The sequence below is a fragment of the Pseudomonas sp. GL93 genome, from assembly GCF_003408955.1.
Taxonomy (GTDB): domain Bacteria; phylum Pseudomonadota; class Gammaproteobacteria; order Pseudomonadales; family Pseudomonadaceae; genus Aquipseudomonas; species Aquipseudomonas paracarnis.
In genome coordinates, this window is the sequence record NZ_NKRF01000057.1 from 158,965 (window position 1) to 173,333 (window position 14,369).

Genomic DNA, 14,369 nt, shown 5'->3' on the forward strand with positions numbered 1-14,369 from the left:
GTATGTGGGTTGCTCCATGAAGTTGTCCATGCCGCGATTCAATCAAGCCGCTGTCTTGGTGGTCGGCGATGTCATGCTCGACCGTTACTGGCATGGTGGTACCTCACGGATTTCCCCTGAGGCTCCGGTACCGGTCGTCAAGGTCGAGCAAATCGAAGACCGCCCAGGTGGCGCTGCCAACGTCGCGCTCAATATTGCCGCCCTCGGCGCCCCGGCCTCCCTGGTGGGGGTGACCGGCGACGACGAAGCGGCCGAAAGTCTGGCCAACAGCCTGCAGGGCGCCGGCGTGCGTGCGCTGTTCCAGCGCATCGCCCATCAGCCGACCATCGTCAAGCTGCGGGTCATGAGCCGTCACCAGCAGTTGCTGCGTATCGATTTCGAAGAGCCCTTCGCCACCGACGCCCTGGCCCTCGGCGACCAGGTCGACGCGCTGCTCGACGGTATCAAGGTGCTGGTGTTGTCCGATTACGGCAAAGGCGCCTTGCAGAATCACCAGGTGTTGATCCAGGCCGCCAAGGCCCGCAACATTCCGGTGCTGGCCGATCCCAAGGGCAAGGACTTCTCGGTTTACCGAGGCGCCAGCCTGCTGACGCCAAACCTCAGCGAGTTCGAGACCATCGTCGGCGGCTGTGCCGATGAGCACGAGTTGGTGAGCAAGGGCGCGGCGCTAATGGCGGATCTCGACCTGGGCGCCTTGCTGGTGACCCGTGGCGAGCACGGCATGACCCTGCTGCGTCCGGGCCATCCGGCCATGCATCTGCCGGCGCGTGCCCGTGAAGTATTTGACGTCACCGGCGCCGGTGACACGGTGATTTCTACCCTGGCAGCCTCCATTGCCGCCGGTGAGGAGCTGCCCCATGCCGTGGCGCTGGCCAACCTGGCGGCGGGCATTGTGGTAGGCAAGCTGGGTACCGCCGCCATCAGCGCACCTGAGTTGCGCCGTGCGATCCAGCGTTCCGAAGGCTCGGAGCGCGGTGTGCTGGGCCTGGAGCAGTTGCTGCTGGCAATTGACGATGCTCGAGCTCACAACGAAAGCATTGTGTTCACCAACGGCTGCTTTGACATCCTGCACGCCGGGCACGTGACGTACCTGGAACAGGCAAGCGCCCAAGGCGATCGCTTGATCGTTGCGGTCAACGATGACGCTTCGGTCAGCCGCTTGAAAGGTCCTGGCCGCCCGATCAACAGTGTTGACCGGCGCATGGCGGTCCTCGCGGGTCTGGGCGCGGTGGACTGGGTGATCAGCTTCTCTGAAGGCACCCCGGAAAACCTGCTGGCCCAGGTCAAGCCCGACGTGCTGGTCAAGGGCGGTGACTACACCGTCGACCAGGTGGTCGGTGCGGACATCGTCAGCGCCTACGGCGGCACGGTCAAAGTGCTGGGGTTGGTTGAAAACAGCTCCACCACCGCGATTGTCGAGAAGATCCGCAACAACGAGTGATACCCCGTGGGGCGAGCCTGCTCGCCCCTAGCTTTTCTTCGGCACCATCTTGCGCAGCATCTGCCGCGCCTTGCCGGTCAAGCGCTTGAGCTTGGAGTCCTTTTCCGGTTCTGCCAGGCCCTGCTGCCTGAGCCAATCCTTCCAGCGAATCCGCTCATCGCGCACCAGCCAGCCCTCTTGCTGGGCAAAACTTTCCGCCAGATACAGGCCGCGCGTGCTGGCCGGGTACAGCTGGTCTTTCTTGACCGTGTACAGCTCTGCAAGCGGCTCTCCGTCTTTGAGCGGCATCAAGTACAGGTCCGGACGCTGACGATCCAGGCGTGCCACCAGTTGGTCGCCCTCCAATCGCTCATCCACATGAAACAAACTGAGGGACTTGGCCTCCTTCGGCACTTCCAGGCGCAGGTCATAAATCAATTGCAGGGAGGCGGTCGGCAGGTGCACGTAGGCCCGTGGGCGCTCGATCAGTTGCATGGTGGCGCAGCGCACCGGGCGTGCGGCCCCAGACAAAGGGCTCAGGCGAAACGGCAGGGCCTCGCGGTAATGCAAAGCGGCGGAGTAGGGTGCCGGCAGCCAGGTGTCGTTGAAGCGCCCGCCGAGCCAGCCTTCGGGGGTTTCAAGCAGGCACTCTTCGGCAATTTCCTGGATGGCGGTGTGCAGCGGCAGGTTCAGTTCATGGGCCGGGACGTAGCCGGCGATCAGCTTGAGCACCACGTCGCCACGGTCCTGGCGGCGTTGGCGCACCAGCACCCAGTAGTCCTTGTTTTGCCAATGCAGGGTCAGGCGCACCGAGACGCCGAGGTTCGCCAGTTCCAGGGCGAAGCGTTCGGCATCTGGCACCTCGACCGGCTTGCGCCGTTGCAGGGTCTGGGCGAAGTTGAGCGGCATGCCGACGCTCTGGTAGCTCAGGCCTTCGGGGGTGGCTTCGACGTGCAGCGGCAGTGTCTTGAAGTTGCTGGGGTTCTTTCTTATGAGCGTACGCGGCATGTCGGCTCCTTCTTGCGACGGGGGTCGGCCGCGTGGGCGGCATCAGAGTTGACGAATGACCCGGGCAGCAGTTGCTACGTTATGGGCCAGGTGCAGCGGATTAATGGTCCCGACAATAGCACTGGCGACGCCCGTTTGCGCGAACAACAAAGTGAAACTGGCCTGAATTGGATCCATTCCCGGTTCCAGGCATACATGGCCGCTGGCCAGGGCCTTTTTCACCAGGATGCCCTTGCCGTGGGCGGCCGCATAGTCGATCACGGCCTTCTCAGCCTGTTCGTTGAGGTTGTAGGTGACCATCGCGCAGTCGCCCTGTTCCAGCGCTTTCACGCCGCCCTCGACGGTTTTGCCGGAGAAGCCGAAGCCGCGAATCTTGCCGTCTTTCTTCAACTGCGCCAGGGTCTGGTAAACCTCGCAATCGTTGAGGATATGCAAGTCGTTGCCATCGGAATGCACCAGCACCAGGTCGATAAAATCCGTTTCAAGTCGTTTCAGGCTGCGTTCGATCGACATTCGCGTATGGGCGGCGCTGAAATCGTGATGGGACACGCCATTGGCAAACTCTTCGCCAACCTTGCTGACGATGACCCAGTCCTTGCGCTGGTCACGCAGCAGCGGCCCCAGCCGCTCTTCGCTCATGCCATAGGCCGGCGCGGTGTCGATCAGGTTGATGCCCAGCTCGCGGGCCTGGCGCAACAGCATGCGGGCCTCGTCGTCGCCAGGGATCTGAAAGCCATTGGGGTATTTCACTCCTTGGTCGCGGCCCAACTTGACGGTGCCCAGGCCCAGGGGCGACACCAGCAGGCCGGTGCTGCCCAGGGGGCGATGCAGGTCGTGCAGGGTTGGCAGGCTCATGGCAACAGTTGCTCCCAGACGGGTTGGCCGATTGCCGGTGCTGGCAGCTCGGGCAGCGGGGTATTGGCGCCTGGGCGGATGCCGTCGCGCTCCAGAGCGTGGAGTACGCGGTCGGCGAAGTCCGGCGCCAAGGCCAGTTTGGTGGGCCAGCCGACCAGCAGGCGGCCGTCTTCGGCAAGGAACGCGTTATCGGGACGGCTCAGCCCCGATTGCAGCGGCTCGGCGCGATCCACCCGCAGCGTGGCCCACTGGGTCTGGCTCATGTCGATCCAGGGCAGCAGTTGCGCCAGCTCTTTCTGCGCGGTGGCGATCTGTTCTTGCGGCGTACGTGCCACGCCGTCAGCCTCGGCGATATCGCCGCCCATGTACCACACCCAGTTGCCATCCGCGGCCGGGTGGGTGGTCACGGTGAGGCGCGGCTTGGTGCCGCCGCCCAGGCAGTGGGCGTACAGCGGCTTGAGGCCGGGGCCTTTGGCGATGATCATGTGCAGCGGGCGTTTTTGCATGGCCGGCTGGCTATGGCCCAGGGAGGCAAGCAAGTCTGCCGTGCCGCCGCCAGCGCTCAGGACTATGCGCTGGGCGCGGATCTCACGGCCATCGACCTTCAAGCCCACCAGGGTGTCACCCTCTAGCAACGGTTCGATGTGCACACCTGCGAGCAGACTGTCACCGGCCAGTTGCGCCAGGCGATTGATCAGGCTGGGCACGTCCACCACCAGCTCGGCCAGGCGGTAGACCTTGCCTTTGAAGCGACGGTCCTGCAGCGCCAGGGGCAGTTCGTCGCCCTTGACCTGATCGACGCGGCCACGCACGGCCTTGCTGGCGAAAAAGCTGGTGAGGTTGCCGGCAATCGTGCCGGGCGACCACAAGTAATGCGCCTGGGACAGCACGCGCACACCGGACAGGTCCAGCTCGCCGTTGCCGGCCAGGGCTTCACGCCAGCGGCGCGGCATGTCGGCAATGGCTTCGGAGGCGCCGGTGAGGGCGCCATGCAGGGCGTATTTCGCTCCGCCGTGAATGATCCCCTGGGACTTCAGGCTTTGCCCGCCGCCCAGGGTGGCGCTTTCCACCAGAACCGTGGAAAACCCCTGGCCGCGCAGGCGCGCATTGAGCCAGAGGCCGGCAACCCCGGCGCCGACAATCAGAACGTCGGTGGAAATAACGGATGGCATCGGCGACCTCAGTGTTCAAGACAAGAGGCGCAGTATACAGGCTGTTGAGTGGCGGTCAGTGCCCGGCGGTTTTCGAGAACAGCTGAATCACCACCACGCCCAGCACAATCAGGCCCATCCCCAGCATCGCCGGCACATCCAGCTTCTGCCCGTAGATGAACAGCGCCGCGATGCTGACCATGACAATGCCCATCCCGGCCCATACCGCGTACGCCACGCCGACCGGCACGGTGCGCACCACTAGAGTCAGCATCCAGAACGCCACGCCGTAACCGACGATCACCAACAACAACGGAATAGGGGTGCTCCAGCCTTTGATGGCTTTCATGGAAACGGTGGCGATCACTTCCGAGCAGATGGCGATGGCCAAGTAGTAGTAGGCGGCATTCATGGGCAAGTCCTCGGTGTGGTTTCAATAACTGTAGGAGCGAGCTTGCTCGCGAAAATCGTCAACGATAACCCGCGCTTTCTGAATAAACGCGGCGCCTGTGAGTTTTTCGCGAGCAAGCTCGCTCCTACAGTGGTCGGCATTTTAGCTGTCTGCCAGATGGGGTAAAGTCATTACCTATCTGGAATTGAGATGGGTTGAGCCATGAGCGTGCAATGGGATCTGGAGCAGATGCGCCTGTTTGTCAGCGTCGCCGAGCAGCGCTCGTTTTCCGCTGTGGCGCGCGGGCAACGCAAGGCGCAATCGGCGGTCAGCAATGCCATTGCCCTGCTGGAGGCGGACTTGGGCGTTGTGCTGTTCGAACGTAGCAGCGGCCGGCAACCGCGCCTGACTGAGGCCGGCAGTGTGTTGCTGGAGGAAGCGCGTGAGGTGCTGCGCCAGTGTGAGCGCCTCACGGGCCGGGCCTTATCGTTGACCCGCGGCGAGGAAGCCTGCCTGCGACTGGCCCAGGATGAGGCGATGTTGTTCCAGCCTGTGCTCGACAGCCTGGAGGCGCTGGCCGTGCACTACCCGCTGCTGGAGGTGCAGTTGTCCAGCGCAGCCCAGGGCGATGTGGCGCGCAAGCTGGTGGAGCGCAAGGCGGACCTGGGGCTGCTGTTCTATCACGACCAGATTCCCGAAGCCCTGGAGCGACGGGTGGTGGGCAGTGTGGAAATGGTCACGGTGTGCGGAGTCAATCACCCGTTGGCCAAGGAGCAGTACGTGACGTGCCAACACCTGGCCCAGTTTCGGCAGTTGCTGATGTCGACCCAGACCAGCGTCTACCCCGGCAGCGAGGCGGCCAGCCCCCTGGTGTGGCGCGCCGACAGCTTCTACGTATTGGCCGAATGGCTGATGAGTGGCCTGGGCTGGGCCTGGCTGCCGCGGCATATCGTGCAATACCCGACCTATCAGCAACAGATGGTCGAATTGACCAGCGAATGGACCCCGCCCGCCCTGGTGGTGGAACTGGTGTGGCGCCGCGACGAGCACCTTGGGCCCGCCGCGCGCTTCTTGGCCAAACGTTTTGCCGAGTGCTTGCAGGCGATCGACTGAAAAAGCCGATAAACTCCGCCGCCATGAATAGAACTCTCTACAGCTGTCTGTTTTACCTGGCGCTGCCGTTGGTGGCTTTACGCTTGTGGTTGCGTGCGCGCAAAGCGCCGGCCTATGCCAAGCGGGTGGGCGAGCGGTTTTCCTATGGCTTGCCGGTGATGCGGCCCGGCGGGATCTGGGTGCACGCGGTGTCGGTCGGCGAAAGCATTGCCGCCGCCCCGATGGTTCGCGGCTTGTTGGAGCGTTATCCACAGCTGCCGATTACCGTCACCTGTATGACGCCCACCGGTTCCGAGCGGATCCAGGCGTTGTTCGCCAACGAACCGCGCATCCAGCATTGCTACTTGCCGTACGACTTGCCGTGCGCTGCCAAGCGTTTTTTGAACCGCGTGCAGCCCACGCTGGCCGTGATCATGGAAACCGAGCTGTGGCCCAACCATATCCATGCCTGCGCCCAGCGCGGTATCCCGGTGGCGCTGGCCAATGCACGGTTGTCGGCGCGTTCGGCCAAGGGGTACGCGCGATTTGCCAAGCTGACGGCGCCGATGCTGGCAGAAATGAGCTTGTTCGCCGTACAGACCGAGACCGAGGCCGAACGCTTGCGCAGCCTGGGTGCACGTCCTGAAACCGTGGAAGTGACCGGCTCGATCAAGTTCGACCTGAGCATCGACCCCCAGTTGACGGCCCGCGCCGCTGCCCTGCGTGAGCAATGGGGCGCCAGCGAGCGTCCGGTCTGGATCGCCGCCAGTACCCACGAAGGTGAAGACGACGTGGTGCTGGCAGCTCATCGCCAGTTGCTGGCGAACTATCCCAATGCACTGCTGATTCTGGTGCCCCGTCATCAGGAGCGCTTTGGCCCGACGTTTGAGCGCTGTGTGCAGCAAGGGTTTGCCACCGTGCGTCGCTCCAGTGGTGAGCCGGTCACCGAGCAAACCTCGGTGCTGCTTGGCGACACCATGGGCGAATTGCTGTTTCTTTACGCCCTGGCCGACAGTGCGTTCGTCGGCGGCAGCCTGGTGCCGACCGGAGGGCACAACCCGCTGGAACCTGCGGCGTTGGGCAAACCGGTGATCATGGGCCCGCATGTCTTCAACTTCCTCGACATCACCGCGATGATGCGCGACGCCGGGGCGTTGCGAGAGGTGGACGATGCCGATGGGCTGGCCGAGGCGGTGCGACAGTTGTTCGAATTGCCCCAGGACGCACGCAAGATGGCGCAGGCGGGGCTCAAGGTGATGCAGGCCAACCAGGGCGCGTTAAAGCGTTTACTGGATGGCTTGGACAGACTGATCAAACACTGACAACACCCACCCAATGTAGGAGCGAGCTTGCTCGCGAAAAACGTCAACGATAACGCGTGTTTGCTGAATGAACGCGGCGCCTGTAAGTTTTTCGCGAGCAAGCTCGCTCCTAAAGAGGCAAGCCAGCTCCCACATTTTAATAGCCGGGGCGGGCCTTGAGCTGTTCGGCAGCGGCTTTGGCCAGGTCCGGCGGCAGGAAGTCTTTGTCCGGGTTGTAGTCGGCCTTGAGATAGCGCGCCAGGTCTTGCAGATCCCCTGGGTTGAGCGTGCCCGCCGCCTGCTTCAAGCGCAGGTTGTCGAGGATGTAATCGTAGCGGCTGTTGTTGTAGTTGCGCACCGACGCGTACAGCTGGCGCTGTGAATCCAGTACGTCGACGATGTTGCGCGTGCCCACCTGATAGCCGATTTCCGTGGCTTCCACCGCGCTCTGGTTGGAGATGATCGACTGGCGACGCGCTTGCACCTGCTCTACATCGGTGTTGACTGCGCGGTGCAGATTGCGGGTGTTTTCCACCACCTGACGGCGCAGGCCTTCGCGCTGTTGCTCGGTCTGGTCGAGGCGCGAATAGGATTCGCGCACTTGCGAGCTGGTAAGGCCGCCGCTGTAGATCGGGATGTTCAACCGCAGGCCGACGGTGCGTTGCGACACATCGCCGCCGTACGGGATAGGCAACTGATTCGGGTTGCTGAAGCCCAGGGCGTCGTTGTCGCCTTTTTCGTATTGCGCAACCGCATCGAGCGTCGGCAAGTGGCCGGCTTTGCGCTGCCTGAGGGTTTCTTCGGCGGCGGTTACCGCGTAATTGCTGGCGAGCAGGTTGAGGTTCTGGCGCCCGGCAGTTTCGACCCAGGCCTTGGCGTCGTTCGGCGCCGGCGGCAGCACCGGCAGCGTGTGGACGATGCCCTGGATCGAATTGTATTGGCGGTTGGTCAGGGTGATCAGCGCTTCGAAAGCGTCGTCCACCTGACGCTGGGCCAGGATGCGGTTGGCCCGGGCAGTGTCGTAGCTGGCCTGGGATTGCAGCACATCGGTCTTGTCCGACAGGCCCACATCGAAGCGTTCGTTGGACTGGTCGAGCTGGCGCTTGAAGGCATTTTCTTCGGCTTTGGTCGACGCCAGGTTGTCCTGGGCGCGCAGCACGGCGAAGTAGCTTTCGGCACTTTGCAAAATCAGGTTCTGCTCGGAGGCCGACAGTTGCAGTGAGGCTTGCTCGTTGACCGCTTGGGCGGCTTGCAGCTGGAACCAGCGGTCGGCGCGAAACAGCGGCTGGCTCAGGGTGGCGCGCCAGGAGTGGGCGTCACGGTTGGCCGTGGCGGCCGGTTGGTCGATCTGGGTGCGCACGTTGTTGCTGTCGGCCCCGGCCGACAGATTCGGCAGCAAGCCTGCGCGAGCCTGGGGCACCACTTCTTTTTGCGCGCCGTACTGGGCACGGGCAGCGGCCAGGTCGGCGTTGTTGTTCGCCGCTTCCTGATAGACGCTGACCAGGTCGGTATTGGCGGATAAGGGCGCTTCAGCTGCCCAGACCAGTCCGTTGGTCGCACAAGACACGGCAACAGCCAGTGAGAATTTGCGCAGCATGAGGCGATCCCTAGTATGAATATTACGGTGATAATTCAGCGCCCAAGGCTAAGGCTGGCCATGCCTGGCGTCAAGCCTTGAGGCCGTGCCCGAGTGTAGTGGCCGTACCTTCACACAACAATCCCACGATCACGCCATTCATCACGCTGAATGCACCGCTATTGGCAATTTGCCCATGCCATGGTCTAGACTGGCCGCGTTCTTGTCGGGGTGCCTTGTTGGAAGGCTGAGATCGGTAAATACCGGATCCCGTTGAACCTGATCAGGTTAGCGCCTGCGTAGGGAACAAGATTTCTCGTCACCCGGCGAGTCTTCTTGTGCTTCGTCCGGGATGTTGTTCGACAATCGAACAGCCCTCGTGCGCCAAGCACAGCACTGCTTCCAGTGCGTCCGTCCGTCACAGGTTCGCTCCGACAAAAATCCACCGCCTGGATAAGTTGGAGAGCCTGTGATGAGTACAAAACTAAAAAATACCGTGCACCTGAGTGAATCGGCCAAGGTCGACTCCGGCTCCGTGCAGCCGTTTACCCGCTCGCAAAAAATCTACGTGCAGGGCTCCCGCCCGGATATTCGCGTGCCGATGCGTGAAATCAGCCTGGACGTCACGCCCACCGATTTCGGCGGTGAAATCAACGCGCCGGTTACCGTCTACGATACCTCCGGCCCCTACACCGACCCGAATGTGATTATCGACGTGCGCAAAGGCCTGGCCGACGTGCGCTCGCCGTGGATCGAAGTACGCGACGACACCGAGCGCCTGCCCGGTCTCACCTCGCACTTCGGCCAGCAACGCTTGAGCGACGCCGAACTGACTGCCCTGCGTTTTGCCCATGTAAAGAACCCGCGCCGCGCCAAGGCGGGTGCCAACGTCACGCAAATGCACTACGCGCGCAAAGGCATCATCACGGCCGAGATGGAATACGTTGCCATCCGCGAAAACATGAAGCTTGAAGAGGCCCGCGCCAGTGGCCTGCTTGATCAACAGCACGCCGGTCACAGCTTCGGCGCCAGCGTGCCGAAAATCATCACGCCTGAATTCGTGCGCGAAGAAATCGCCCGGGGCCGCGCGATCATCCCGGCCAACATCAACCACACCGAGCTAGAGCCGATGATCATCGGCCGTAACTTCCTGGTGAAGATCAACGGCAACATTGGCAACAGCGCCCTGGGTTCGTCCATCGAAGAGGAAGTGGCGAAACTCACCTGGGGTATCCGCTGGGGCTCGGACACCGTGATGGACCTGTCCACCGGCAAGCACATCCACGAAACCCGCGAGTGGATCATCCGCAACTCGCCAGTGCCAATCGGTACTGTGCCGATCTACCAGGCCCTGGAAAAAGTCGGTGGCGCAGCCGAAGACCTGACCTGGGAGCTGTTCCGCGACACCTTGATCGAACAGGCCGAGCAGGGCGTCGACTACTTCACCATTCACGCTGGGGTATTGCTGCGTTATGTGCCGCTGACTGCCAAGCGCGTGACTGGCATCGTCTCCCGTGGCGGTTCGATCATGGCCAAGTGGTGCCTGGCCCACCACAAAGAGAACTTCACCTACACGCATTTCGACGAAATCTGCGAAATCATGAAGGCCTATGACGTCAGCTTCTCCCTTGGCGATGGCTTGCGCCCGGGTTCGATTGCCGATGCCAACGACGCCGCGCAGTTCGGCGAACTGGAAACCCTTGGCGAACTGACCAAGACCGCCTGGAAGCACGACGTGCAAACCATGATCGAAGGCCCTGGCCATGTGCCGATGCAACTGATCAAGGAGAACATGGACAAGCAACTGGAATGCTGCGACGAGGCGCCGTTCTACACCCTAGGCCCGCTGACCACCGACATTGCACCGGGCTACGACCACATCACCTCAGGCATTGGCGCGGCGATGATCGGCTGGTTCGGTTGCGCCATGCTCTGCTACGTTACGCCCAAGGAACACTTGGGTCTGCCGAACAAGGACGACGTGAAGACCGGGATCATTACCTACAAGATCGCGGCCCACGCTGCCGACCTCGCCAAAGGCCACCCCGGCGCGCAGATTCGCGATAACGCCCTGAGCAAGGCGCGCTTCGAATTCCGCTGGGAAGACCAGTTCAACCTCGGCCTGGACCCGGATACCGCACGTTCGTACCACGATGAAACCTTGCCGAAGGATTCGGCCAAGGTCGCGCATTTCTGCTCGATGTGCGGGCCTAAGTTCTGCTCGATGAAAATCACCCAGGAAGTGCGTGAGTACGCGGCCAACCAGCGCATCGATGCGGTGGATGTGGACGTGGCCAAGGGCTTGGCCGAGCAGGCTGAGCGGTTCAAGCAGGAGGGCAGCCAGCTCTACAAGAAGGTCTGATCCTTAGGCGGCGGTGTCTGCACCGCCGTCATCGCGGGCAAGCCCGGCTCCCACAGTTGGCCGAGTGGTACACAGATTTTGTGTTCACAAACAGGTCCCCTGTGGGAGTCGGGCTTGCCCGCGATAGCGATCCGACAAACACCCAATCTCCCTCTGCAATAACACCCTTGAACCGTCAACCGATCAACGGCGTGCGGGCACCAGTTCAGGCTTGATCACGCCGGTGAGGCGCGTATAGGGGAGGGTGATTTCGATCAGCCCCTGTGCGTAAGGGGCAATGGTGCTGACGTTGTACTTGAGCACCACACCGCCGCTGGTCAAGGCCACGTTCGGGGTTTTCTGGAACGGCCAGCTCTTCACGAACTCCGGATCGCGATCCATCTTGGTGCTGATCAACCAGCTATTGTGGGCAACTTTCGCGGTATTCCAGAAGGCCTGCTCCTGGCCGGGCAGCAGCATGTCGGCCAGGGTCAGTTCCTTATGCAGAATCCGTGAATAGTTGATAAACCCGCGGCCTGGCTCGCCGTGTGCGGCGCCGGTGTCCAAGTAGCTGGACACTTCAACGATCACCAGTCCGTCATGCTGGTCACGTACCTTGGCTTGCAAGTACATGCCGTGGCGGTCAGGCGACTCACGCAGGAAGGTGTTCCGGTAGGCGTTCAGGCTCGCCGGTACGCTGGCGCCAGGCGTGGTGCGGGTCATTTGCAGCAAGCGCTGTTCCACCAGGCTGTCGAGTTGTGGCTCGGCGGGGAAATGCACGGTGTCGATGTTCACCAGCGGGCAGGCCGGGCTGTCACAGCCGGGCTTGATCTGCTCCGACTTGTCGGTGGTAACGTCCAGCGGTTTGAGATAAGCGGGTTGGAACAGGCTCTGGCAAGCACCCAGGGTCAAGGCAATACAGGCCACGGAGGCGATTTTTAAAAGCGACATGTGTGTCCTTCGTAAATCGATGGAAAGCGAGAAGAGTAGCGCTTGGACTGCCAACGTGGCCGCCAGTTCGCCACTAAACTGATTGCAGTGAGTTTGACGCCCGCCGCCTCTCTCGGCAACCGCAAAGGGGCTGCATCAACGGGCGTCGGCGCGTTAGGATGGCGCCCATTGCACGAGCTTAACGAGGGACACCATGACGGACATCGCGAAGTCGACGCCGAACAAAATCGAGATTGTTCAGCGTGACAATGCCTATAAAGGCTTCTACAAGCTCGATCGCGTGCAACTGCGCCACGAGAAATTCGACGGTGGCATGAGCCGGGTGATCAACCGCGAAGTGTTCGTGCGTCATGACGCCGTGTGCGTGCTGCCCTACGACCCGCTGCGCGATGAGGTGGTGCTGATCGAACAGTTCCGCGTCGGCGCCATGGGCCGCGCCGATAACCCCTGGCTGGTGGAGATGGTCGCCGGCCTGATTGACAAGGATGAGCAACCCGAGGAGGTTGCACACCGCGAGGCCGAGGAGGAAGCTGGGCTGACGTTCTCCGCGTTGTGGCCGATCACCAAGTATTTCCCGTCGCCGGGCGGCAGTACCGAATTTGTCCACCTGTACCTGGGCCGTTGCGACAGCTCGGGCGCGGGTGGCGTCCATGGATTGGAAGAAGAGGCAGAAGATATCCGCGTCACCGCCTGGGCATTCGAAGATGCATTGCAGGCGGTGCGCGACGGCAAAATTTCCAACGCAGCCAGCATTATCGCCCTGCAATGGCTTGCGCTTAATCGCGCGGAAGTGAGGGGGTTATGGCAGTAAAGGCACGGGAACGTTATCGAGTTGACCTGATCGGGCTGCAAGCGGCCTGCGAGGCCAATTATGCGCGGCTGATGCGCCTGCTCCCGGACATGCGTCACACCCCCCAGGCGCGGCGAATCGCCGTGACCCATGGCGACCAGATGCTTGGCGTGCTGACCCTGGAAGTCATTCTCACCTGCCCATATACCACCACACTGCGGGTACGCCAGGAACACAGCCTGCCGTGGTTGCCGGTGCCGCAACTGGAAGTACAGGTGTACCACGACGCCCGTATGGCCGAAGTGATCAGCGCCGAGCATGCGCGACGCTTTCGCAGCATCTATCCTTACCCGAATGTGTTCATGCACCAGCCCGATGAGAAAGCACAGCTCAATGTGTTCCTCGGTGAATGGCTCAGCCACTGCCTCGCCTTGGGCCATGAATTTGAAGTGGTGCGGTAGAGGTGAACTGTGCCTGCTTCCTTAGGTTTCCTCTTTGTGTCCTGCCCCAGCATAATCGCGCAAAATGTCCATGCCTGTAGTTGCCAGGGAGAGCGCCTTGCCGAGCGTATCCGCCGTGAATCCTGATGCCGTGTTGCTGGTGCAGTTGTCCGACAGCCATCTGTTTGCCGACGCTGACGCCACGCTGCTGGGCATGAACACCCGTGAAAGCCTGCAGCGGGTGGTCGAGCTGGTGCGCGCGCAACAGCCGGCCATCGACCTGATACTGGCGACCGGCGACTTGTCTCAGGACGGCACGCTGGCGTCCTATCAGCAGTTTCGCGATTTGACCGCTCCCCTTGGCGCCCCGGCGCGCTGGATTCCCGGCAACCACGACGAACCGCAGGTTATGGCCCAGGCTGCCATGCACAGTGATTTGCTCGAACCGGTGGTGGATATCGGCAACTGGCGTATCACCCTGCTGGATTCGGCGGTACCCGGGGCGGTGCCGGGGGACTTGCAAGACGAGCAACTGCAACGGCTGGCGCGGGCCTTGAGCGAAGCGCCGGACCGCCATCACCTGGTGTGTTTCCACCATCATCCGGTGCCCATCGGCTGTGCGTGGATGGAGCCGATCGGCCTGCGCAACCCCGAGGCGCTGTTTGCCGTGCTTGAGCGCTTCCCGCAGACCAAGGCATTGCTCTGGGGGCATGTGCATCAGGAGATCGACGGCGAGCGCAACGGTGTGCGACTGCTGGCTTCGCCGTCCACCTGTATCCAGTTCGCGCCGGGAAGTGAGGATTTCCAGGTCAGCGAGCAGGCGCCGGGGTATCGCTGGTTGCGCTTGCATGGCGACGGACGGTTGGAGACGGGGGTGGAGCGGGTCAAAGGCTTCGCTTTTACGGTCGATTACGGCAGCAACGGCTATTAAGGCCTGCAAACACTGATCAAAAGGTGGGAGATTCTATGGTTGGGGGGAAGCCCCAAAAAACGCTTTTGATTGGTACTCGCTTTGATTTTTCATGAGCGAAAAGGCGATACGCGCTAACTTGC

The 14,369-nt window shown here is 62.1% G+C and carries 13 protein-coding genes and 1 riboswitch; of the genes, 7 read left to right on the forward strand and 6 right to left on the reverse strand.

The window, feature by feature from the left end; translation table 11 throughout:
• Positions 1-16 precede the first annotated feature (16 nt).
• Positions 17-1,441: a bifunctional D-glycero-beta-D-manno-heptose-7-phosphate kinase/D-glycero-beta-D-manno-heptose 1-phosphate adenylyltransferase HldE gene (gene hldE / locus CER19_RS09580; RefSeq protein ID WP_116666257.1), complete on the forward strand. Its 1,425-nt coding sequence runs from the start codon at positions 17-19 to the stop codon at positions 1,439-1,441.
• Positions 1,442-1,468: 27 nt separating this feature from the next.
• Here hldE and CER19_RS09585 read toward each other — a convergent pair whose 3' ends face one another.
• Genes CER19_RS09585 through CER19_RS09600 form a run of 4 tightly spaced genes read right to left on the reverse strand, consistent with a single transcriptional unit; the run spans position 1,469 to position 4,846 of the window.
• Positions 1,469-2,428, reverse strand: a complete 960-nt coding sequence (locus CER19_RS09585) for a metal ABC transporter ATPase (RefSeq protein WP_116666247.1) — start codon at positions 2,426-2,428, stop codon at positions 1,469-1,471.
• A 42-nt stretch (positions 2,429-2,470) separates the two neighbouring features.
• Positions 2,471-3,283, reverse strand: coding sequence for an aldo/keto reductase (locus tag CER19_RS09590; RefSeq protein ID WP_014716642.1), 813 nt, complete (start codon positions 3,281-3,283; stop codon positions 2,471-2,473).
• Positions 3,280-4,455, reverse strand: a complete 1,176-nt coding sequence (locus CER19_RS09595; protein WP_116666248.1) for an FAD-binding oxidoreductase — start codon at positions 4,453-4,455, stop codon at positions 3,280-3,282. Before CER19_RS09595 ends, CER19_RS09590 begins: the two co-directional genes overlap by 4 nt.
• Positions 4,456-4,510: 55 nt before the next feature.
• The gene (locus CER19_RS09600; protein ID WP_003188013.1) at positions 4,511-4,846 is read right to left on the reverse strand and encodes a multidrug efflux SMR transporter; all 336 of its coding nucleotides are present in this window, start codon (positions 4,844-4,846) and stop codon (positions 4,511-4,513) included.
• Between the two features lie 201 nt (positions 4,847-5,047).
• Here CER19_RS09600 and CER19_RS09605 point away from each other — a divergent pair, with 201 nt between their 5' ends.
• Both CER19_RS09605 and waaA read left to right on the forward strand, forming a co-directional pair.
• On the forward strand, positions 5,048-5,938 hold the full coding sequence (locus CER19_RS09605; protein ID WP_116666249.1) for a LysR family transcriptional regulator: 891 nt from the start codon (positions 5,048-5,050) through the stop codon (positions 5,936-5,938).
• A gap of 23 nt (positions 5,939-5,961) precedes the next feature.
• A complete protein-coding gene (waaA, locus tag CER19_RS09610) occupies positions 5,962-7,239 on the forward strand; it encodes a lipid IV(A) 3-deoxy-D-manno-octulosonic acid transferase (RefSeq protein ID WP_116666250.1) in 1,278 nt (425 codons plus the stop codon).
• Positions 7,240-7,375: 136 nt separating this feature from the next.
• Here the strand turns inward: waaA and CER19_RS09615 are convergent, their stop codons facing one another.
• Positions 7,376-8,815 (reverse strand): TolC family outer membrane protein, encoded by a 1,440-nt coding sequence (locus tag CER19_RS09615; protein ID WP_116666251.1) that lies wholly within the window; start codon positions 8,813-8,815, stop codon positions 7,376-7,378.
• A 196-nt stretch (positions 8,816-9,011) separates the two neighbouring features.
• Positions 9,012-9,117: riboswitch (TPP riboswitch) on the forward strand.
• A 149-nt stretch (positions 9,118-9,266) separates the two neighbouring features.
• Between CER19_RS09615 and thiC the strand changes: the two genes are divergently transcribed.
• Complete coding sequence (gene thiC / locus CER19_RS09620; protein ID WP_014716647.1) at positions 9,267-11,156, forward strand: phosphomethylpyrimidine synthase ThiC; 1,890 nt, start codon at positions 9,267-9,269, stop codon at positions 11,154-11,156.
• Positions 11,157-11,339: 183 nt separating this feature from the next.
• Here the strand turns inward: thiC and CER19_RS09625 are convergent, their stop codons facing one another.
• Positions 11,340-12,086 carry an RsiV family protein gene (locus CER19_RS09625; RefSeq protein WP_116666252.1) on the reverse strand — a complete coding sequence of 249 codons (747 nt, stop codon included), beginning with the start codon at positions 12,084-12,086 and terminating at the stop codon, positions 11,340-11,342.
• A 193-nt stretch (positions 12,087-12,279) separates the two neighbouring features.
• On the opposite strand from CER19_RS09625, the gene CER19_RS09630 reads away from it, so the two are divergent.
• From CER19_RS09630 to cpdA, 3 genes are all read left to right on the forward strand, one after another.
• Positions 12,280-12,897, forward strand: coding sequence for an NUDIX domain-containing protein (locus tag CER19_RS09630; RefSeq protein ID WP_032893869.1), 618 nt, complete (start codon positions 12,280-12,282; stop codon positions 12,895-12,897).
• The gene (locus tag CER19_RS09635; RefSeq protein ID WP_073524857.1) at positions 12,888-13,337 is read left to right on the forward strand and encodes a DUF1249 domain-containing protein; all 450 of its coding nucleotides are present in this window, start codon (positions 12,888-12,890) and stop codon (positions 13,335-13,337) included. Before CER19_RS09630 ends, CER19_RS09635 begins: the two co-directional genes overlap by 10 nt.
• Positions 13,338-13,434: 97 nt before the next feature.
• Positions 13,435-14,247 (forward strand): 3',5'-cyclic-AMP phosphodiesterase, encoded by an 813-nt coding sequence (gene cpdA / locus CER19_RS09640; RefSeq protein WP_116666253.1) that lies wholly within the window; start codon positions 13,435-13,437, stop codon positions 14,245-14,247.
• The last annotated feature ends 122 nt before the right edge of the window (positions 14,248-14,369 follow it).

Excerpts from the sequence above, each read along its gene's own strand:
- hldE (WP_116666257.1), top strand. The coding sequence starts at position 17 with ATGAAGTTGTCCATGCCGCGATTCAATCAAGCCGCTGTCTTGGTGGTC.
- CER19_RS09585 (WP_116666247.1), bottom strand. The coding sequence starts at position 2,428 with ATGCCGCGTACGCTCATAAGAAAGAACCCCAGCAACTTCAAGACACTG.
- CER19_RS09590 (WP_014716642.1), bottom strand. The coding sequence starts at position 3,283 with ATGAGCCTGCCAACCCTGCACGACCTGCATCGCCCCCTGGGCAGCACC.
- CER19_RS09595 (WP_116666248.1), bottom strand. The coding sequence starts at position 4,455 with ATGCCATCCGTTATTTCCACCGACGTTCTGATTGTCGGCGCCGGGGTT.
- CER19_RS09600 (WP_003188013.1), bottom strand. The coding sequence starts at position 4,846 with ATGAATGCCGCCTACTACTACTTGGCCATCGCCATCTGCTCGGAAGTG.
- CER19_RS09605 (WP_116666249.1), top strand. The coding sequence starts at position 5,048 with ATGAGCGTGCAATGGGATCTGGAGCAGATGCGCCTGTTTGTCAGCGTC.
- waaA (WP_116666250.1), top strand. The coding sequence starts at position 5,962 with ATGAATAGAACTCTCTACAGCTGTCTGTTTTACCTGGCGCTGCCGTTG.
- CER19_RS09615 (WP_116666251.1), bottom strand. The coding sequence starts at position 8,815 with ATGCTGCGCAAATTCTCACTGGCTGTTGCCGTGTCTTGTGCGACCAAC.
- thiC (WP_014716647.1), top strand. The coding sequence starts at position 9,267 with ATGAGTACAAAACTAAAAAATACCGTGCACCTGAGTGAATCGGCCAAG.
- CER19_RS09625 (WP_116666252.1), bottom strand. The coding sequence starts at position 12,086 with ATGTCGCTTTTAAAAATCGCCTCCGTGGCCTGTATTGCCTTGACCCTG.
- CER19_RS09630 (WP_032893869.1), top strand. The coding sequence starts at position 12,280 with ATGACGGACATCGCGAAGTCGACGCCGAACAAAATCGAGATTGTTCAG.
- CER19_RS09635 (WP_073524857.1), top strand. The coding sequence starts at position 12,888 with ATGGCAGTAAAGGCACGGGAACGTTATCGAGTTGACCTGATCGGGCTG.